The 20650-nt window shown below is 32.7% G+C and carries 22 protein-coding genes; all 22 read left to right on the top strand.

The features are described from left to right. The first annotated feature begins 435 nt into the window (after positions 1–435). Entirely contained in the window at positions 436–1704 is a 1269-nt protein-coding gene (gene asnB, locus ACZZZC_RS07125; protein ID WP_463486853.1) for an asparagine synthase (glutamine-hydrolyzing), read from the top strand. A gap of 65 nt (positions 1705–1769) precedes the next feature. Continuing rightward, complete coding sequence (locus tag ACZZZC_RS07120) at positions 1770–2225, top strand: asparagine synthase-related protein (RefSeq protein WP_463486852.1); 456 nt, start codon at positions 1770–1772, stop codon at positions 2223–2225. Further along, entirely contained in the window at positions 2222–3328 is a 1107-nt protein-coding gene (locus ACZZZC_RS07115; protein WP_463485452.1) for a glycosyltransferase family 4 protein, read from the top strand. The genes ACZZZC_RS07120 and ACZZZC_RS07115 overlap by 4 nt, the downstream gene beginning before the upstream one ends. Positions 3329–3465: 137 nt before the next feature. Continuing rightward, entirely contained in the window at positions 3466–4326 is an 861-nt protein-coding gene (locus tag ACZZZC_RS07110) for an ABC transporter permease (RefSeq protein WP_463485451.1), read from the top strand. 146 nt (positions 4327–4472) lie between these two features. Further along, complete coding sequence (locus ACZZZC_RS07105; RefSeq protein WP_463485450.1) at positions 4473–4838, top strand: four helix bundle protein; 366 nt, start codon at positions 4473–4475, stop codon at positions 4836–4838. Between the two features lie 28 nt (positions 4839–4866). After that, positions 4867–6111, top strand: a complete 1245-nt coding sequence (locus tag ACZZZC_RS07100; protein ID WP_463485449.1) for an ABC transporter ATP-binding protein — start codon at positions 4867–4869, stop codon at positions 6109–6111. A gap of 4 nt (positions 6112–6115) precedes the next feature. Further along, a complete protein-coding gene (locus tag ACZZZC_RS07095) occupies positions 6116–6838 on the top strand; it encodes a TylF/MycF/NovP-related O-methyltransferase (protein WP_463485448.1) in 723 nt (240 codons plus the stop codon). After that, entirely contained in the window at positions 6825–7550 is a 726-nt protein-coding gene (locus ACZZZC_RS07090) for a class I SAM-dependent methyltransferase (protein ID WP_463485447.1), read from the top strand. Before ACZZZC_RS07095 ends, ACZZZC_RS07090 begins: the two co-directional genes overlap by 14 nt. Further along, entirely contained in the window at positions 7547–8533 is a 987-nt protein-coding gene (locus tag ACZZZC_RS07085; RefSeq protein ID WP_463485446.1) for a glycosyltransferase, read from the top strand. The genes ACZZZC_RS07090 and ACZZZC_RS07085 overlap by 4 nt, the downstream gene beginning before the upstream one ends. A 30-nt stretch (positions 8534–8563) precedes the next feature. Further along, positions 8564–9307 carry a glycosyltransferase family 2 protein gene (locus tag ACZZZC_RS07080; RefSeq protein ID WP_463485445.1) on the top strand — a complete coding sequence of 248 codons (744 nt, stop codon included), beginning with the start codon at positions 8564–8566 and terminating at the stop codon, positions 9305–9307. Further along, positions 9300–10244: a hypothetical protein gene (locus ACZZZC_RS07075; RefSeq protein WP_463485444.1), complete on the top strand. Its 945-nt coding sequence runs from the start codon at positions 9300–9302 to the stop codon at positions 10242–10244. The genes ACZZZC_RS07080 and ACZZZC_RS07075 overlap by 8 nt, the downstream gene beginning before the upstream one ends. Next, positions 10222–10995 (top strand): glycosyltransferase, encoded by a 774-nt coding sequence (locus ACZZZC_RS07070; RefSeq protein ID WP_463485443.1) that lies wholly within the window; start codon positions 10222–10224, stop codon positions 10993–10995. The genes ACZZZC_RS07075 and ACZZZC_RS07070 overlap by 23 nt, the downstream gene beginning before the upstream one ends. A gap of 5 nt (positions 10996–11000) precedes the next feature. Next, a complete protein-coding gene (locus ACZZZC_RS07065) occupies positions 11001–11687 on the top strand; it encodes a glycosyltransferase family 25 protein (RefSeq protein WP_463485442.1) in 687 nt (228 codons plus the stop codon). Positions 11688–11689: 2 nt separating this feature from the next. Beyond that, positions 11690–12697 (top strand): class I SAM-dependent methyltransferase, encoded by a 1008-nt coding sequence (locus ACZZZC_RS07060; RefSeq protein ID WP_463485441.1) that lies wholly within the window; start codon positions 11690–11692, stop codon positions 12695–12697. 1 nt (position 12698) lies between these two features. Continuing rightward, a complete protein-coding gene (locus ACZZZC_RS07055; protein ID WP_463485440.1) occupies positions 12699–14018 on the top strand; it encodes a glycosyltransferase family 4 protein in 1320 nt (439 codons plus the stop codon). Continuing rightward, the gene (locus ACZZZC_RS07050) at positions 14015–14953 is read left to right on the top strand and encodes a glycosyltransferase family 2 protein (protein WP_463485439.1); all 939 of its coding nucleotides are present in this window, start codon (positions 14015–14017) and stop codon (positions 14951–14953) included. Before ACZZZC_RS07055 ends, ACZZZC_RS07050 begins: the two co-directional genes overlap by 4 nt. Continuing rightward, positions 14946–15905, top strand: coding sequence for a glycosyltransferase family 2 protein (locus ACZZZC_RS07045; RefSeq protein ID WP_463485438.1), 960 nt, complete (start codon positions 14946–14948; stop codon positions 15903–15905). Before ACZZZC_RS07050 ends, ACZZZC_RS07045 begins: the two co-directional genes overlap by 8 nt. Before the next feature lie 109 nt (positions 15906–16014). Further along, positions 16015–16503 (top strand): class I SAM-dependent methyltransferase, encoded by a 489-nt coding sequence (locus tag ACZZZC_RS07040; RefSeq protein WP_463485437.1) that lies wholly within the window; start codon positions 16015–16017, stop codon positions 16501–16503. Between the two features lie 218 nt (positions 16504–16721). Next, positions 16722–17687 carry a hypothetical protein gene (locus ACZZZC_RS07035; protein WP_463485436.1) on the top strand — a complete coding sequence of 322 codons (966 nt, stop codon included), beginning with the start codon at positions 16722–16724 and terminating at the stop codon, positions 17685–17687. A 17-nt stretch (positions 17688–17704) separates the two neighbouring features. Then, a complete protein-coding gene (locus ACZZZC_RS07030; RefSeq protein WP_463485435.1) occupies positions 17705–18652 on the top strand; it encodes a glycosyltransferase family 2 protein in 948 nt (315 codons plus the stop codon). Then, complete coding sequence (locus ACZZZC_RS07025; protein WP_463485434.1) at positions 18645–19649, top strand: glycosyltransferase; 1005 nt, start codon at positions 18645–18647, stop codon at positions 19647–19649. Before ACZZZC_RS07030 ends, ACZZZC_RS07025 begins: the two co-directional genes overlap by 8 nt. Beyond that, a complete protein-coding gene (locus tag ACZZZC_RS07020; RefSeq protein WP_463485433.1) occupies positions 19627–20646 on the top strand; it encodes a glycosyltransferase in 1020 nt (339 codons plus the stop codon). Before ACZZZC_RS07025 ends, ACZZZC_RS07020 begins: the two co-directional genes overlap by 23 nt. Positions 20647–20650: the final 4 nt, after the last annotated feature.

Genomic DNA, 20650 nt, shown 5'->3' with positions numbered 1-20650 from the left:
TGCGAGGAGGAACGACGCGGCAATCTGTCTTTTACGCCGTATAACCCTTGAGGGAAAGAAAAAAAACCTCATCCCCCGCTCCCGAAGAAATGTCGGGACAGTCCTCTCCTGAAAAAGAGGGAGCTAGAATGAAGGGCTTTCTGTTAGGTAAAATGCAGACGAGGCTGATGGAATTATTCGTAGTAGAAACAGTGGAAGGCATCGCAGGGCAGTAGATATAAAATCAATAAATTGAACAGTTAGCATAAACTGTTTGGTTTTAGAAAACATAAAAAGATGTTGCGCTTAAGTGAGACAGCATCTTAGCTTAATCAGTTCCTTTTTACAAAAAAAAAATGTGACTGAGAGGGCGAAGCTGTGTTCGGCCATCATCTTTCGTGGTTTTAAGAATAAGCTTAACTCAATCTAAAATCGTCATTCGTACATCGTAATTTAATGTGTCGTATCGCTGGTATAATTGATCAAAACCAAAATCCTGAACAACTTTTTAGAGATGTTCAGCTGATGTGCGACAGCATGAAACATGGCGGGCCAGATGATGAAGGTTTTTTTGCAGCGCCTGCATTGGGTTTGCAGTTTGGCCATCGACGATTGGCCTTGATAGACCTTACCACAAATGGCCATCAGCCGATGAGTGACCCGGATAAAAATTTAACCATCACTTTTAATGGGGAAATTTATAACTATCTCGAATTAAAAAAGGAATTAACCGCTGAGGGATTAATTTTCAATACCCAAAGCGATACAGAAGTAATCCTGGCTGCATATCAATTTTGGGGAGTGGAAAGCTTCAAAAAGTTCGCTGGAATGTTTGCTTTTGCCATTTACGATAAAGTTAAGCAAATCACTTTTTTGGTGAGAGATCAAATCGGGATCAAGCCACTTTATTATACAGCGGCTGACAATCGTTTAATTTTCGCCTCTGAAGTAAAAGCATTCAAAGCATGCTCCTATCCTTTTGAAGAAAACCCTGATTGGAAAATTTATTTCCTGGCTTTCGGTCACATCCCGCATCCCTTCACTACCCTGCAGGAAGTGGAATCACTAGATCCTGGACATTTCTTAAAATGGGATCATCAAGGAAATAACTTCTTTATAGCTTCATTTAAAGAAGACCTCAAGCCGAAAACGGTTTTTGATCAGCAGAAAGCAAGCCAATTGATCGCACAGAAATTGGAACATGCTGTAAAGCAAACTTTGATTGCAGATGCGCCACTTGGTGTATTTTTGAGCGGAGGAATTGACTCCAGTATTATCACCCTTTTGGCAGATCAAAGCATTGGAAAAAACTTAAAAAGTTTGTCTATTAATTTTGAAGAGGAAGCTTATTCGGAGGAACGTTTTCAAAAAATAATTGCCGATCAAATTAATGGAGCGCATCATAGTTACCAGGTTAAGGAAGCAGATTTATCAGCAAACTTTGATCAAATTTTGGAAGCCATGGATCAGCCGACAAATGACGGCATTAATTCCTGGTTTGTTACGCAATATGCAAAAGCTGATGGTTTAAAAGCGGTGCTCTCTGGAATTGGTGCGGATGAACTTTTAGGTGGATATCCTTCTTTCAAAAGAGTGAAATTAATCAAAAGGTTAAAACGCACCCCTCGTTCTCTTTTGAGATTATCGGCATATATCCCTCATGATAAACTCAAGCGAATTTCCTATTTAAGTTACCAAAACCCAATTGGGGAGTATCTTTTTTAAGGGGATTTTTCACGCCTCAAGCCATTGCCAAAATATTAAATATTGATCAAAAAAGAATTGATCAGTTGTTGGAAGATTTCCCGATTAACAAGTCGATTGATTTATTGGAAGGAGAAGAAAGAATTGCGTGGATGGAAGCCCACCTATTTATGCAGAATCAACTCTTAAAAGACACCGATTTTATGAGCATGCATCATGGCATAGAAGTTCGGGTACCGTTTTTAGATCAGGATTTTTTAGCAACAATACACAACATTGCAAATCAACAAAGGTTTCCAGTCCGCCCAAAAGGATTGTTGATCGATGCTTTTAAATATATACTTCCAGAATCCATTTGGAACCGACCTAAAATGGGTTTTACTTTCCCTTTGCAACAATGGTTTTTAAAGAACGAAAAAATTGTAAATGAAAAAAGTTATGATGGGCATACCCTTCAATTGATCAGAAAATTCAAAGCAGGGAAATTGCATTGGTCGAAAGCTTTTGCATTGTACCAGATAGCCAAAAGCGATAATAATTGAAAAACGAAAAGATTCTTTTTTTAAGCTTGTATACCTATAGTTTAACAGGTGGCATTGAAAAGGTCTGCAGAACATTTATCGAGGTTATGGAGGAACTGAAAAGTATCCATAAAATCAAAGGTCATTTGACTTTATCACTGCACGACTTAAAAAATGTTAGCAATCATAAAGGCCTTAACGGCAACAAATTTTTACTTGGATTAGCAATATTAAAAAACGCTTTTACCGCCGATACCATTATATTAAGTCACGTTCACCTTCTACCCTTTGCCAAGCTGATCAGAAAATTGAGCCCTAGAAAACGGATTATTTTGTTTGCGCATGGCATTGAAGTTTGGAAACCCTTAGCAAAATGGAAACGGGAATTTTTAAACGGAATTGAAATTTGGGCAGTAAGTCGATATACAGCGGAACAGCTTCAAAAAATAAACCATGTTCAAAATAAAGACATCAAAATTTTGAATAACAGTTTACCGCGGAGCTATTCTTATTCTTCGACGGAAAGCTTAAAGGCCAATACGCAGGATCGATATCGGATTTCCACAGATGATCAAGTGGTGCTAACCGTTTGCAGATTATCATCATTGGAACAATACAAAGGCTATGACATGGTTTTATTGGCTTTAAAGGATGTAATCAAAACATCTCCAAAGGTAAAATACATTATTGCTGGCAAAGCCGATGAAACAGAAAAACAAAGAGTTTTACAGCTTATTCAAGATTGCAAACTGCAAGACCATGTTATTTTAGCAGGCTATATAAATGATCAAGAATTAAAGGATCTCTATCAACTGGCTGATGTTTTTGCCATGCCGAGCAAGGGTGAAGGCTTCGGGTTGGTTTATTTAGAAGCAATTGCCAGTGGATGTAAGGTTTTAGCAGGTAATGCAGATGGCAGCAGAGATGCTTTATTAGATGGAGAATTAGGCTTATTAGTAGATCCTGAAGATAGCGACGCAATTTATCAGGAATTAATTCAGCTTTTGGCACAACCACTGACTGAAGATGAGATTGCTCAAAGACAGCAAATGGTTGAAACACATTTTGGCTTTGAAAGGTATGTAGAGCAAGTGGAGGAATTGCTGACCTCAGCCCCTGCATAAACTCATTGGTAAACCCGTCATCTCGAACGAGGCACAGGAGAGATCTTTGAAAGACAAATTGCAAAATGAGATCTCTCCAACATAAAAAATGTTGTTCGAGAGGACGACGGAAACAAAAATAGAATTAGATATTAATTTTGGATCATAAAGAAGAACATAGTTGGACCATTGAAGCAAAAGCTTCTTTATTTGATTTGAAATTGAATGAGGTTTGGGCTTACCGAGATTTGTTGTGGCTATTGGTAAGAAGAGATTTTGTTTCTTTTTATAAACAGACCATTTTAGGCCCGCTTTGGTTTTTTATCCAGCCGCTGTTTACCACGATTATTTTCACGTTTATTTTTGGAAACCTCGCTGGTATCTCCACAGATGGATTACCCAAACCTTTATTCTACATGGCGGGTATAACGGCATGGAATTACTTTGCAGACTGCTTAACCAAAACATCTACGGTGTTTAAAGATAATGCGGGGATATTTGGCAAAGTATACTTTCCAAGACTCATTATGCCGCTCAGTATTGTGGTAAGCAACTTAGTTCGTTTTGGGGTGCAAATGCTATTATTCCTTTTAATGATGGGTTATTATCATTTTGTTGTAGGTGCAGCATTCAATGTGACTTGGGCAATTTCCTTATTTCCCATCATTGTAGCATTGATGGCTTTATTGGGTTTAGGCGCAGGAATGATTATTTCCGCCATGACCACTAAATACCGTGATCTGGCTTTCTTAGTTACGTTTGGAGTACAGCTCTTGATGTATGCGACGACGGTAATCTATCCCCTATCCGAAGCTTTTAAAAAATACCCAGCCTACGCATGGATTATAGAATATAACCCCATGACCCCCATCATCGAAACTTTTCGCTATGGCTTTTTGGGAGAAGGAAGTCTTAGCTGGGGGAGTATAGGCTATGCTTGCGGAGTTACGTTTGCATTGCTTCTAATAGGTGTTGTGGTATTTAATAAAGTAGAACGGAATTTTGTGGATACGGTTTAATGAGGTTGAGATCGAGGTTGAGGCCTAATTGAGATTGAGACCAAGGCTGAAATTAAATTTTAAGATTGGTAAACATAAAGCCTACACCGCAACATTAAACTTAACCTTAACCTAAGCCTTAGTCTAAATCTTAACCTTCAACCTCAATGTATTACGATTTCACTGAAATGCCTGTTTGGAAACTATCTATGGAGTATGCTGTTGAAATATTTAAATTAACGGTTGATCTACCTAAGCAAGAAGATTACGCACTAACTTCCCAAATCAGAAGATCTTCCGTTTCAGTTTCGGATAATTTAGCTGAAGGTTTTGGAAGGGAGACAAATCTCGATAAAAAAAGATTTTATGTAACGTCTAGAGGATCTTTATTAGAATCAAAAAACCAACTTATTTATGGACAAAAAGTAGGGCATTTTGATGTACAAAAAGTTAGCAGTTTAATCGTACTTAATGAACAAATACATTTTGAACTTAACAAGCTGATTAAAAGTTTAAGAACTATTTATCCTTAATTTAGTCCTTAACCTCAACCTCATAACCTTGTCAAACATCGCAATAAAAGTAGAAAATTTAAGCAAAGCTTATCAGCTGGGCCAGATTGGAACTGGAACGATCAGTCGTGATTTGGAGCGCTGGTATGCCCGCATGCGGGGCAAAGAAGATCCATTTTTAAGGATTGGTGAAAGCAACAATCAGAATACCAAAAGTGAAAGTGATGTGGTTTGGAGTTTAAAAGACATCAACTTCGAAATCGAACAAGGTGATGCTGTAGGGATTATTGGTCGGAATGGAGCTGGCAAGAGTACACTGTTAAAAATTTTAAGTAAGGTTACCGCTCCTACTACAGGAAGGATTTCTGGGAAAGGTAGAATTGCCAGTTTACTGGAAGTGGGAACGGGTTTCCATCCTGAACTTTCTGGACGAGAAAATATCTTTCTCAATGGTGCCATTTTAGGCATGCGCAAAAAAGAGATCCAACGCAAATTGGAGGAGATTGTGGATTTCGCAGGCATCGAACGTTATTTAGATACACCCGTTAAAAGATATTCATCTGGCATGTATGTAAGGCTGGCTTTTGCTGTGGCGGCTCATCTAGAATCTGAAATTTTAATTGTTGACGAGGTGTTAGCAGTCGGTGATGCGGAGTTTCAGAAAAAGTGCTTGGGAAAGATGGGTGAAGTGAGCAAAGGCGAAGGGAGGACGGTGTTATTTGTGAGCCATAATATGGGAAGTATTATTGAGCTATGTAAATCTGCAATTGTTTTACAAAACGGATTCGTTAATTATAGAGGTAAAGTAACCGGGGCAGTTCAGAAATATTCTCAAAGTTATATTAGTGAAACAAATAATATTTGGAAAAGTGAAACCATTAAAAAGAATCCACATATATATGAAGTTCAAATACAGCTATTGGGTAGCCAGCCTTATCATAAACTTGTAATGGATGTTACAACTGGTTCTGACGGGAATTTTGCATCTGCATTTATTGCATTTGACATTCAGAATGGATTTGGAACAACTATTTTACAAGCAATACCTAAACTTGACCCCTTTATAGACTTTGATGAAAAAAATAAAAAAAAATCCTATGAAATTGAATTAAATGGTTTGATACCTGACAATTATAGCCTGTCAATTTGGATTGGCCCACACAACGACCATACCTATGATTGGCAAAGAGAAATTGTTTCTTTCGAAATAATAAATTCTCCCCAGTCAAAAAGAACTTTTCCTCACAGCACAAGCAATGGATCTATAATCGCCAATAGTACTATAATTAATTAAAGAAATGAAAAAATGGACAAAAAAATTTATTAATAAACTTGGTTTCTCAATACACAGAATTAATGATGTTCAATTCAATTTAGTGCAATCATTTCAAAAAATTTATACGAAATACCAGTCATACACCATGATTCCAGAAAATTTATATACCGAAAATCTAGTTCTGTGCAATCAATTTTTATCAATTGAAGGCAATATTGTAGAATGTGGAGTTTGGCGAGGTGGAATGATGGCGGGCTTAGCTGAAATGGCTGGAAAGCACAAAAAATATTATCTATTTGATAGTTTTGAAGGCTTACCAAAAGCAAAAGAAATTGATGGGAAAGCAGCAATAGAATGGCAAAGAAATATCAACGGAGAAAACTACTTTAATAATTGTACCGCTGAAATTGAATTTGCCACTGAAGCGATGAATTTAGCTGGTGTTGAGTTCAAACTAGTTAAGGGTTGGTTTAACGAAACATTGCCTACTTATAAAATGGAAGAGCCTATTGCGATATTAAGGCTAGATGGAGACTGGTACGAATCAACAATGGATTGTCTTAAATATTTATATCCAAAAGTAAATACACATGGTGTAATTATTTTAGATGATTATTTTGCTTGGGATGGATGTAGTAGAGCTGTACATGATTATTTATCTTCAATCTCATCAACCAGCAGAATATATACCAGCGCACAAGGCATTTGTTATATCATAAAAAATGATGGATATGGAACAACCTAATTACATCCATACACCAGATATACATAATACCAAAGCTGCTGAAGAAGTTTTACCTTTTCTTTTTGAATTTTTTAATTGTAAATCGGTAATAGATATTGGTTGCGGTACCGGAACATGGCTTTCAGTCGCTAAAGATTTAGGTGCAACAGTTATAGGTTTAGATGGAAACTTAACTCAGGATAAGCTCTTCATTAATGAAGAAGAATTCAGATTACATGATCTAACATTACCAATTAGTTTTAATCAAAAATACGATTTAGCAATCTCTTTAGAAGTAGTAGAACATTTACCTTTAGAAGCAGCGGAAACTATAGTACAAACTTTAGCAAATGCCAGCGACATTATATTGTTTTCTGCCGCAATACCAAATCAAGGAGGACAAAATCATATTAATGAACAATGGCCTGCCTATTGGAAAAACCTTTTCGAGAAAAAAGAATTTTATCCAATAGATTTATTAAGGCCAATATTCTGGGATAATATGAATGTGGAATGGTGGTATAAGCAAAATATGTTAATCTATGCAACAAGAGATAAAATAAAACAATTTAGCTTGAATGAAAATAACACAGTAAACGCCTACGTTCATCCTGAACTTTTTAACAGTAAAGTAAATCAACTTAACGGGTTAGAAGAAACAATTATCCGTGAACAGAAACAGCCAAAATTTCTTCCATCACTTAAAAAGGTTTTAAAATCATTGATAAGATGATTGAATATCTAAAAGGAATTTCTGTTGTCGTGTGTTGCTACAATAGCGCAGAACGTCTACCCGAAACCATAAAACATTTGGCATTACAGAAAGTTGATAAAGCTATACAATGGGAGATTATTCTAGTAGATAATGCCTCTACTGATAATCTAATAATTGTAGCTAGAAATGAATGGGAAAGGAATAATATCTCTGCGGTTAGTTTTAGAATAATTAATGAAGAACAACCAGGGTTAAGCAATGCAAGAAACAAAGGTGTTATTGAAGCAAAATATGAATACATTCTTTTTTGTGATGATGATAACTGGTTACATAAAGATTACTTAAATAATGCATACAAAATCATAAGTACTAATAGTGCTATTGGTGCATTAGGTGGCCAGAGTAATTTTGTTTCAGATATTGATATGTTGCCAAGCTGGTTTGATAATTATAAAAGTGGTTATGCAATAGGATCACAAGCAGAATGTTCAGGTTTTGTAACTAATAGGCACTTTTTGTGGGGTAGTGGTTTAGTACTTAAAAAAAAAATTTACTTACAAGCTTTCAAAAACTTGCCTTCACTACTATCAGATAGAAAGGGGAAACTACTGAGTTCTGGTGGCGATTCAGAAATTTGCATGAGATTTATATTGCTTGGTTATGAACTATATTATTCATCAGATTTAAAATTTACTCATTTCATCCCTAAATCTAGATTAACAGAGGAATATCGAGATAAATTGCTTATCGGATTTGATGAATGCCAAGAAATTTTAAGTAAATACATGCTTGTAATACGCTACTCATTAATATCTAATAAAGTTCGATTGATTGTATTCATTAAAAGTTTTTTAAAATTTTTGTTGGCAAAAACAAATTTGTCAAAAAAATGGGACACTAAATATGAAGCGAATGTGATATATATAATAAGTGGGTTTAGATTATTTCCAATTGATAATATCATTATACCTATTAAAGATTTGATAAAACTAAAAAGCTAAATTCTGTGAATAAAATTTTTAAAGCCTAATATGGAATTAAAAAGTACTTTCTTCTCCATTATAATTCCCACATTAAACTCAGAAAAAACTATAGATAAATGTTTAGCAAGCATATTAACTCAAAAGTTTGAAGATTTTGAAATTCTGATAATTGATGGGTTGTCAAAAGATGAAACATTAAATATCGCAATTGCTTATAATGATCCAAGAATTAAAATTCATAGTGAAATTGACAATGGCATTTATGATGCCATGAATAAAGGAATTGCTTTAGCAAAAGGAGAATGGCTTTATTTTATGGGTAGTGATGACTATTTATTGTGGGATATATTATATCAAATTTTTAAAACTACAAAAAAAAATAAAAATTATAAATTGATTTATGGAAATATTCAGTTTCAGGGTGAGTTAATAACTAAAAAACTAAATATCAAAAAATATGATATAATTAGAGGTACTATTTGCCACCAAGCTGTATTCTACAAAGCTGTTTTGTTTAAGGATCTAGGAATATATTCTGTTGAGTATCTATATATATCTGATTGGATTTTCAACATAAAAGTATTTCTATCTTCTCATAAAGTTAAATATATTGACTTACCTGTAGCAGTATTTGGTACGAGTGGAAAAAGCAATGAAAACATGGAGATTACCATAGCAGAATATAACCATTATCGCAAAAGAATTGTTTCTGAACTAAGCATACAACAATATATTTGTTATAAACTTCATAATCTTTCAAGAAAAATTTTAAAAGCATATTATAATGTTTAATAATTTTCTTTACCTATTGTCAAACCACTATAATTATTCTAAAATGATTTGTGATGATGCTGGACCAGGCTATGCCGCTAGCCGTAACTGGGCTACCACTCACATTAAAACTGACCTCCCAGTCGATAAAATTCTTATTGTCGATAATAGAATATCAGCTAGTGATTTTACCCTGCTTAATAAAATAATCGATTTAAATTGTCATACAATCATATTTAGAGTTGGAGATGGTATGGAAGAAGCAATAGACAATGCTAACATCCAATATTTATTATCTCTGCAACCAGATAAAAATCTCTTTTTCTACAGCACCTATAGTGAAGACTATGTTCAATATCTACTTAAACAAAAACATGGTAATGACAAAATTTTTACAATTCCATATGCTTATAATAAAGATAAAGAGACAGAGATTGACTTTGTTAATCGGAAAAAAAAGATTTTGATAAGTGGAAGCCTTGCCCCTGAAGCTTATCCGCTTCGATGGTATTTTCATATAAACACTTATCATAAGTTGTGGGCATATGGAAAAGTTAAATATCTCAAGCATCCAGGATATCCTGATGTTGGTCAAAGGTTACAGCACTCAATGATTGGAAAAAATTATCTTGATTACTTAACTCAGTTCAGATTCATGTTAGTAACACCAAATAAAATTGACTATGAATTGTTAAAATTCCGGGAATGTGCATATGCTGGTTGCTGCTTAGTTGGTGATTTGGCTAGCTCCATAAATATTTCAAAAGAACTATTGCCAGGATTGATTTCCTTAGATAAACCTATCAAAGATCAAGTCAACTTATTAATGAAACTGAACGACTATGATATACTTAAAAGTATAAATGACTATCGTAGATGGTTCCATATTAATCGCGATGAAAAAACACTAAATGTGGGTTTACTAGAAAGAATTAATGCAAGCAGATATACACAATAGACCTATACAGTCTTTATGGATAGGTAATAAACTATCTGTGAGTGAACAACTATGTATTAAATCATTTTTAAAAAACGGGCACGAGTTTCATTTATATACTTATGAAGAAGTCGCTGGTATACCTGATGGAACAATTGTTATGAATGCAAGTGATATCATGGCCTTAAGTAATAAATATGAAATTAAAAAAGGCTTTGGGGCAAATTCCAAAGCTCCATTTTCAGACATCTTTAGACTAAATCTTTTACACAAAAAAGGTGGATGGTGGGTTGACATGGATGTGATTTGCCTAAAAAACTTTAATACACTTCCACTAGAGATTATTACTACTAGTTTAGAAATCCCGGAAGGTGACTATGCCAATATAAATGTTTTATCCTTTCCTCCAAATCACCCATTTATAAAAGAATGCTTGAATAAATGGGAAGAATTTAACATTAATAACCTTTATTACGCAGTTGGAGTTGACCTTGTAAAAAGTGTAGTTGAGATAAATAATAATAAGAAATTCACAGTTAACCATTCATTGTTTAACCCAATTAGCTATAGATTAAGTAGATACATTTTCACAGTCTCTGTGTATCAGATACCTTTAATAAATTTATATAAAAAACTAAAGAAACAGGAGATAATAGAACTTCCAAGTGAAAACAGTTTTGCTATTCATTTATGGAACGAAAGCTTAAAATCGTTAAATAGAAAACATTCTAGATTCAGTCTTTTTGAACAATTAAAAAGAAAATACTTATAAGTTGAATGAAATTTAAAAATAAAAAATTGCAAACCAATTTAAATTATGAATTTGATGCTGCATATTATATCAATCTAGATTATCGATCAGATCGGCGTGCAAAATTTGAATCTAAAACAAAGTATTTAGGGATTGAGAAAATATTAAGAATAAAAGCCATTGAAGGAATAGATGTTGATTTATTAAATTGGCCAGGAACGGCAGGTGAATTAGCGATAAGAGAGAGCCATATTTATACTCTTGAACATGCACAAAGAAATAAATTTAATAAATTTATAATCTTCGAGGATGATGCTATTATACCCAAAAATTTTAAACTGGCATTTTCAGATTTTTTAAGAATGGTACCAACTAATTGGGATATGCTGTATTTATATGCAGAGAATCATTACCTAGCTCCTGAAGATATTGGTAATGACATATTAAAATTAAAAAATACATTAGGGCTAGTGGCTATTGTTTATAACTCAAAATCCTTAGAACGAATTATCTACAAATTAAAAAACGATCTTCGATGGGTTGATTCTGTTATGGCAGACCTTCATATAGAATTGAATGTTTATGCACCTCGAAAATCTATAGTAAAACATTCCTTTGGATATAGCGATAACATTGGTAAATATATTGACTATAAGAATCGAAGGTTAACTCGATATTTGGCTAAAGCACTAAACTTTATTAACGGTAAATAAAAATGTCCCATAATCCATATAAAGCACTTTTTCCTCTATTCAAAGAAAAATCAAACTTGCTGTCAATAGAAGAGTTCCATTCTAAAATCAACCTAGTATTTCATAATATTGAATCTAAATATTATGATTCTCTTCAACAAGGGATGTGGAAAAATCTTCCTGAACAATTAGCACTTCTACTAAAAAGTCTAGATAATGTAATTATTGGAAATAATCTAACAGCATTAGATGTTGGATGTGGTACTGGTTTAGCGACTGCAATCCTCTTGGAAGCAAATCTAGGCAATTACATAAGTAAAGTAACGCTATTAGATACGTCACCAGGCATGATTAAACAAGCAATAAAACGATCAAAAAAATGGGGTAAAAATGTTAAGGCATTTTGTGGTCATTTAAGTGAATTAGATGAAAAATTCGATTTAATTATTGTGAGTTCCGTTCTACATCACATTCCGAACTTAGAAGTTTTTTTTAATGAATTGAATGAAAAGTTGAATGAAAATGGTATACTAATCACACTTCAAGATCCTTTGTCTGAATCTGTAAACTCTAATAAATACCAAAATCGCTGTGAATTACTTAGTGATACTGTTTTTGTTAAAGAACCATATACGGTAAAAAAAATATGGAAAGGTTTGTTCAGAAGAATTAAGGCATTTTTCAATCCAATTCATTATATGGAAGAAGTTAATAATGAATTAATAAAACAAAATATTGTCCATACTAAATTAGAGCCTGGAGAAATGTGGAGTGTAACAGATATTCATGTTGAAGGATTACCATATTCTAATAAAAAAGGAATATCTATAAAAGCACTTGAAAAATTTAATAAAGAGCTTCAGCTTTTAAATTATGTAACTTATTGTTTTTTTGGACCATTGAAGCATTACTTGCCAGAGAAATTTAAAGTTATGGAAAAAGAACTTACTGACTCAAATGATAAGTACGGTAGAAATTTTGGAAGTATCTGGATTAAAAAGAACTTGAATAAAAATAATCTTAGTTTATAAATTGAATATTCTTTTTATCCTCCCAGAATTTTATCCACATTCAGGTGCTGGGATTTCTACATATTACTTACATTATCTAAATGCTTTAAAAAATTCTATACATAATATTAAAGTAATTGTGGGAAGCGGTTATGTACAAATCAATGAAAATTATATCTACAATGGAATAACTGTAGAATATTTAAAACCTCACATATATGATTTGTATTTCCAAAAATTTCAAAAGTATGAATTATTCCCAGAGTACAGAAGTAATATAGCTTCAGCATGGGCGATGTGGGAACAATCAAATGAAGGTGCAGGATTTGATATTATTGAATGTACCGATTTTGGGTTAGGTTTTATACCGTGGTTAATAAACCGTAATAAACCTGTTATAACAAGACTACATGGTAGTGCTGGGCAAATAGATTTGCATGAACCTAAGCTAAAACAAGGTTTAGAGGGAGATTTAAATAGATATACTGAGTTAACATTATTAAATTTTTCGGATAGACTTATTACTCACAGCCAAACTAATCTAAATTATTGGCAACAAATACTACCTAATAAGAAAATATATTTTTTGAAACCAGTTTTTATAGCTGCCGAAAACAAGTCTTCAAACGTTAATAAAGAAAATTATGGTATAGTTTGTGGACGCGTTCAAGAATGGAAAGGTCCAGATATTTTGTGCGACGCATTGTTACAATTAGAAGATGATATAGTAATAAAATGGTGCGGCCGCGACACAAAATTTGAAGATAAAATTTCCAAATCAGCTAATTTGAGAAAAAATTATCCAAATATTTGGGGGAAAAAAATTATTGAGGTGGGTTCTATTGAAAATAGTAGCATTTTTGAGATTCAAAAAAAAGCTAGTTATGCTATAATACCTTCAATTTGGGATGTTTATAATTTTACAGGCTTAGAATATATGAATTTTGGTACAATTTTAATATGCTCAGATGGTGCAGGAATTTCTGAATTAATAGTACATGGTGTTAATGGATATAAATTCGCAAAAAATGATGCTAAGGATTTGGCAGAGTGTATTAAACTAGTTTTATCACTTGATAAAAAAACATCTAATTTAATTATTGAGAATGCCTATCAAACATTAAAATCTGAACTCTGCACAGAAGAATTGATTGCATTAAATTTATTTCACTATAATGAAGTGATAGATTGTTTTTCACTACAAAAATCGAATATTTACACAAATACCATCTATGAGCCATCTGATGAAATCCTTTCTATTGATATTATTTTAAACAAACTGCCGTTAAAGAAGCTTATACGTTATTTAATAAGAAGAATTAAGTACAAATACATTTCATGAATACAATTGCCCTTTGTATTCCAGCTTATAATGCCGCGTGGTGCTTGCCTCGTTTATTAAAGTCTGCATTAAATCAAGCAATACCTTTTGATGAGATTTTAGTTTACAATGATTGCAGTACCGATAATACTTCTGAGATAGCATTAAGTTTTGGAGCAATAGTTTTATCCGGCACTGTAAATAAAGGATGTTCGTTTGGAAAAAATGAGCTAGCCAAGATTTCAAAATCTGAATGGTTGCATTTCCATGATGCAGATGATGAACTTTTGCCAAATTTCACTAACCTATCCCATAGATGGATAAATAAACAGGAATGCCCCGATGTTATCTTATTTGACTACGAATATAGAGATAATGACACTAATAAACTGTTAGGGATAAGAAAATTCGATAATTTTTTATTAGAAAAGGATGCAGTTAAGTATTCAATTATGGAACAAATAAATCCATTCTGTGGCTTATACAACAAGAGAGCCTTTCTGGATGCTGGTGGTTATGATACCGATTCAAAAGTGTTATACAATGAAGATTGTGCTATGCATATTTCTCTTGCAATAAATGGATTATCTTTTTGTAGTGAGCCAGAACTTAGCATAATTAATTATTACGTAAAAAATTCAATGTCACAAGATAATGCGCAAAAATGTGCTATCGCTAGATACCATGTATTAAAAAAAATCAGCGTAAGCCATGGTAATCAATATGCTGAAGAAATATCAAACCAACTTTGGTTATGTATATCATCATTATCGATGTTTGAAGAATGGGGTTATATAAAACAAGCATTGGCAATAAGTAAACACCTAGATTACCCTAGTTCGACAACGGGCAGTAAATTATTTAATAGTTTAACCAAAATTAATCCTTTTTTTGCAGTTTGGTTAAGGGAGAAGCTCATTAGACTTTTCAAACCACAAATCAGAAATCATGGATAATCCGCTTGTTTCAATAATTATCCCGGTGTACAATGCTGAGAAATACTTGAGGGAATGCATTGAATCCGCTATTAGTCAAACATGGAATAATAAAGAAATCATAATAATTGATGATTGTTCCTCAGATAATTCTTTAGAAATAGCTATGTCTTATGAATCACAAGTAATTCGAGTATACAGGCGCAATGAAAATAGAGGCCAATGTTCTGCAAGTAATTTTGGAATATTGAAATCAAAAGGAGACTTTATAAAATTTTTAGATGCTGATGATATTTTAGATCATGATTTTATAAGTAAATGCTTTAGCGAAACCATTGACAATACACTAATGTATTTTTCCGGATGCAGTGATTTTCATAGTCCATTCAATAAAAGTAATTCGGTTCCATACAAATATGAATTCTGGAAGACAATGCAGCCAATTGATTTTCTTTTAAGTCCAATAAGTAATATGAGGCAAGGGGGGCGTTGGATTATCCCTAAAAAAATTATTGATGATGGAGGTTTATGGAACGAATCATTAAGTTTAATTAATGATTATGAATATTTCACTAGGCTATGTCTTAAAGCAAAAGAAATAAAATTTATTCCCGAAGCCATTTTATATTACCGCCAAACTGAGAATTCCTTATCAGGCTTGCGTTCAAAAAAATCGTTTCGTTCCGCAATTAAGGCCATTGATCTATCCACTGATCTTCTTTTGAATAAAGAAAATACAAAACGAGTAAAACTCTATTCTGCTAATATGTATCAAGCTTATATACATACGATGTATCCGGAGTATAAAACACTTCGCTACGAAACTCAAATTAAAATCAATAAGTTAGGTGGGTCTAATATAAAATTTTACTCGGCTGGAAAAACCAAATTAATAAGTGCTTTATTTGGCTGGAAGATAGCCTCTATTTTTCGACATACCTATCAAAAATTAGTGAGTAACTTACTGTTTTAACAAAATTATTAGTAAGTAATTGAGTATATCAAAATTTAACATTAAATGCAAATTTGCAGTTTAAGTTCTAATTATTTATCTAAATTATATAGCTGAAAATTAACTAGAAATGTATCTCAAAAACATCCCATTTATCTATACAACAGGTTTAAAAATTAAGCATTACTTTTTAAATCGAGCAACAAGAAAGTATATAAAATTATATTTAAATGAGGCAAAAAAATCCAAATTGCAATTAGGAACTGGACAAAATTATTTATTAGATTGGCTTAATACGGATTATTTTCCTAGAAATCAGATATACTTTTTAGATGTAACTAAAGCTTTTGCCATTCCTTCAGATAGTTTTGATTTTGTATTTAGTGAGCATCAAATAGAACACATTCACTACAAAGACGCTCGTTTTATGTTGCATGAAGTATTTAGGGTATTAAAAAAAGGTGGGGTTCTAAGAATATGCACACCTGATCTAAAAGCTTATTTATCAAGCTATTTTAAGGACAAGGGATATAAAAAACCTTATACAAAGGATATAACTGATAACTGGATAAGAACTGGTTTTCATGATGCTAAAAATTATGTGCCGTCAATGCATTAGGAAAATATATCATTCTTTGTAAATGATTTATTCTATAATTATGAGCACAAATTTATTTTTGACAGCATTACCTTGATGAGCCTTTTAATTGAAGTTGGATTCACAAAGGTTGTACAAGTTAAACCAACAATTTCTAAGTTTAAAGAACTAAACAACATAGAGTCACACAAAGGTATTTCCATTCCATTTACGTTAGCTGTTGAAACTATAAGATAAGAATGAAAAAAAATATTTTAACGATTGCTACAGGTAAAACTATTTATATTGACATGGCAGTTAATCTTATTCGTTCTTTTTTATGGTGGCATCCTCATACCTCAATAAGCTTCCAGCTTGTTACAGATCAACCTCAGCATTTGCCGGCTGATATAATAAATAAAATAGAAATTATACAAATTCAAGTTAACCAATATGGCATTGGTTTTTCAACTAAATTATATTTAGATAAATTTGCAAAAGATGGGCAGACTTTATTTATTGATAGCGATTGCTTGATATTTGGCTCCTTAGAATCACTCTTCGAAAAATTTAAAGGCCATTCTGTATCAGTAGTAGGTGGTTATATTTTCGATGGCGAATGGTTTGGAGACATTAAAAAGATATGTGCAAATAACAAAATTGACAAATTACCAAAATTTAACGGGGGTATTTATTATTTAGAAAAAGGAGATTTAGCAACAAAACTCTATAAAGATGCTAGGAAGATTGAAAAACGATATGATGAAATTGGCTTTATTAGATTACGAAACCAACCCAATGACGAAGTAATAATGGCTTTATCAATGCAGTTAAATGACCAAAAACCCATTGTTGATGATGGAAGTATTATGAGTGATTTACAAGCTTGTCAAGGACCATATAAATTGGATGTTATCAATGGAAAAGCAAATCTACACAACCCTCCATACCCTAACCCTAAACATCAAAAGTGGTATCCCTTTGAGAGAGTTTCTCCTTCAATAGTCCATTTTTTAGGCGATTGTACGTCAGACTATCCTTATAAATTAGAAAGTTATAAATTAAATCTAGCACTAGCTAAAAAGCTTAGTCCATTAAGTATATTGAGTATCAACTTAAAAATGAAATACTCTAATCAATTTAGAATTTTTCTGAAAAATACATTCCGCCCTATTTACAGAAAACTATTTGGGCTTAGAGCAATAAAAAAATCTGAAAGAAATTGAATTCCAATATTAAAGAGTTGAAAAGTAATATTGATGTATCTATTGTGATTCCAACATATAATAGGTTATGGTGTTTACCAAAAGCTATAAATAGTTGTCGAAATACTAGGTGTATAACTGAAATTATCATTGTTGATGATGGAAGTACTGATGGGACTTGGGATTGGCTTAACCAACAAAATGATCTAAAAATTTTGTATCAACAAAACCAAGGTCAAACCTATGCCATCAACGCAGGAACTAATATTGCCGAAGGCAAATACATTAGGTTTTTAGATAGTGACGATTTTTTAAATAGTGAATATATTGATAAACAATTTGAAGCTGCAGAACTGCAAAATGCTGATTTAGTATATTCTGATGTATCTATATATATTAATAAAGACAACAGTACAATAAATAACAGCACAAGTAAAGAGTGGAAAGATTTTATGAGCATACAACTTGGCAACGGCTATGGTAGCCATTTTCTGGCTATGTTATTTAAAACTGAATTAGTTAAAAAAACACCTCGAAGGCCTGACTTCGCATTTAGAGAAGATAGACTCTTTTTATTGGAATATGGATTGTTAGACCCAAAGATTTCGTTTGTTCCTGGTTGCGCAGGTTATTGGGTAAAGCATGAGAATCAAATGCAATCTAATTATTATGGAATAAAGGCGCAAGTTGTAAATTGGCAACATTTAGGCATTTACAAAAAAATCTTAAAAATGTTAAATGATTCGAACAAACTTAAGCAATGTTATAAAGATTCTAGTTGCACAGTATTATGGCCTTTAGCACATTGGATAGCAATATATGATTTAAAAGAAGCCAAAGAGGTTGTAAATTGGATATTTGAGTTAAACCCAAATTTTACTAATCCAGAGAAAGGAATTTTAGGCTTTCTTTACAGAAAAATAGGTTTTATTAAAACTGAAAAGTTATTACGATTAAGAAGAATATTGCTATTGCGAAATGGATAAAGTTTTAAATCTTTTTTATGAAGAACCAGAATTAGATCGATGGTTCAAATTTGACAAATATCCCAGAAAAATTATTAGAAGAATAATCAGAGGAAAAGCAAAGCCTGGTGGAGTAATGATGATTGCTCTGGAATTAATGAAAGGATTAGATCTGTTAAAAATACCTTATCGATTTAATGATTATAAGTATGCAAAGTCAAATGAAAGTGAATTAGTTTGTGTTATAGGAAAACCACATATTATATTTGAAAAAAGGTTAAAAAATCCAATTCTTTTTGGAGCAGGAGTATTCTCACACCCAGTAGATTGCATTGATTTTTTTTTAAGATATCCTAATGTAAAAAAAATGCTCGTGCCTGGTGAATGGATGCGCAAAATGTGTGAGCCTTTTTACAGTAATAAAGTAGAATCTTGGCCAGTTGGAATAAATACTGAAAAATGGTCTCCAAGTATTAAAAAAAATGAGCTTACCATAGACTTTTTAATTTATGATAAAATTAGATGGGAACGTCAGTTTTACGAGAAAGAAATTATTAATCCAATAATTAAGAAATTGGAGAGACATGGCTTAACTTACAGTATTATCCATTATGGAGAATACAATCATCGTGATTTAATAAATGAACTGAGTTTGGCAAAAGCCGTGATTTTCCTTTGCGAACATGAAACACAAGGTATTGCTTATCAACAGATATTAGCAACCAACACACCGATTTTAGCTTGGGACAGAGGTGGATTTTGGCAAGATCCTTATTATTATCCCCATCAAGTCAAATATCAACCAGTAAGCTCAGTACCATATTGGGATGAACGTTGTGGAATGAAGTTTAAAGACTTTAACGATTTCACTTACACATTACTACTATTTTATAAAAATTTAGGGAATAGAAACTTTAAGCCACGAAAATTTATCTTAGAAAATTTAACGCTTGAAATTTCTGCCCAAAAATATCTAAATATAATTAATTCCATTAATGAAGATATTGCAAATAGTTAATCCCTCACTCCCCTTTCCTGTACAAACTTCTGGTGGCACAGAAAGAGTTGTTGAATATTTGATAGAAGAGTTGTTAAATAATAAACATGAGATTACCTTAATGGGACATAACGACTCCCAAGCAGATTCGAGAATCAAGTTTATACCGATTGGCACATATTTGAGTAAGAAGACAACAATTTTAAAGATATGGTTTCATCTGCTGACGAATAAATATGATGTTGTACACAATCATGGTCGATTAGTTTATTTCCTACCAATCATGTACAGTCACGTTAGAAAACTTCATACTTTCCATACAGCAGAACTAGATGGAAAAAGCTTTCGGGATTTTATAGATGCAAAACCTGCAAATTTGACCTACACCCCTTGTGCTAAATGGATACAGGACAAATATGAATCTATAGGAGGAAACTGGAACTACGTTAACAATAGTCTTCCACTTGCAAAATACACTTTCTCCTCTTCAGAAATAACTGATGATTTACCCTTGGTTATCATTTGCAGAATGGGTCCAACCAAAGGAGTTACCGATGCGATTGAGATAGCCAGGTTAGGAAATAGAAAACTTGTTATTGCCGGTATTGTTGGTGATTATCCGCACGAGATTGAATGGTTTAATCAAGCTGTGGCGGCTGAATGCGATGACAAAATAAGTTTTATCGGACCAGTAGATGACCAGCAAAAGAATGAACTTTTAAAAAATGCTGCTGCTCTCCTTATGCTAAGTAATACTCCCGATGCATTCAATCTTACACTTTTGGAAGCAAATGCATGTGGGTGTCCTGTAATTAGTTTTGATAGGTATTTTGCCCCAACTTTCATCGTAAATGGATTTAATGGATTTATGGGAAAAAGCATTGAAGAACTTGTAGAATTTTTGCCTAGACTAAAAGATATTAACAGAAACAATTGCCGTAAACACTTCGAAGATTTATACACTTCAACCACTATGACAAAAAAATATCTAGAACTATATAAGCAAAAAGTTACGTAATTTG

The organism is Pedobacter sp. AC212 (assembly GCF_979258625.1).
This window is presented reverse-complemented; position numbering and strand designations above follow the sequence as displayed.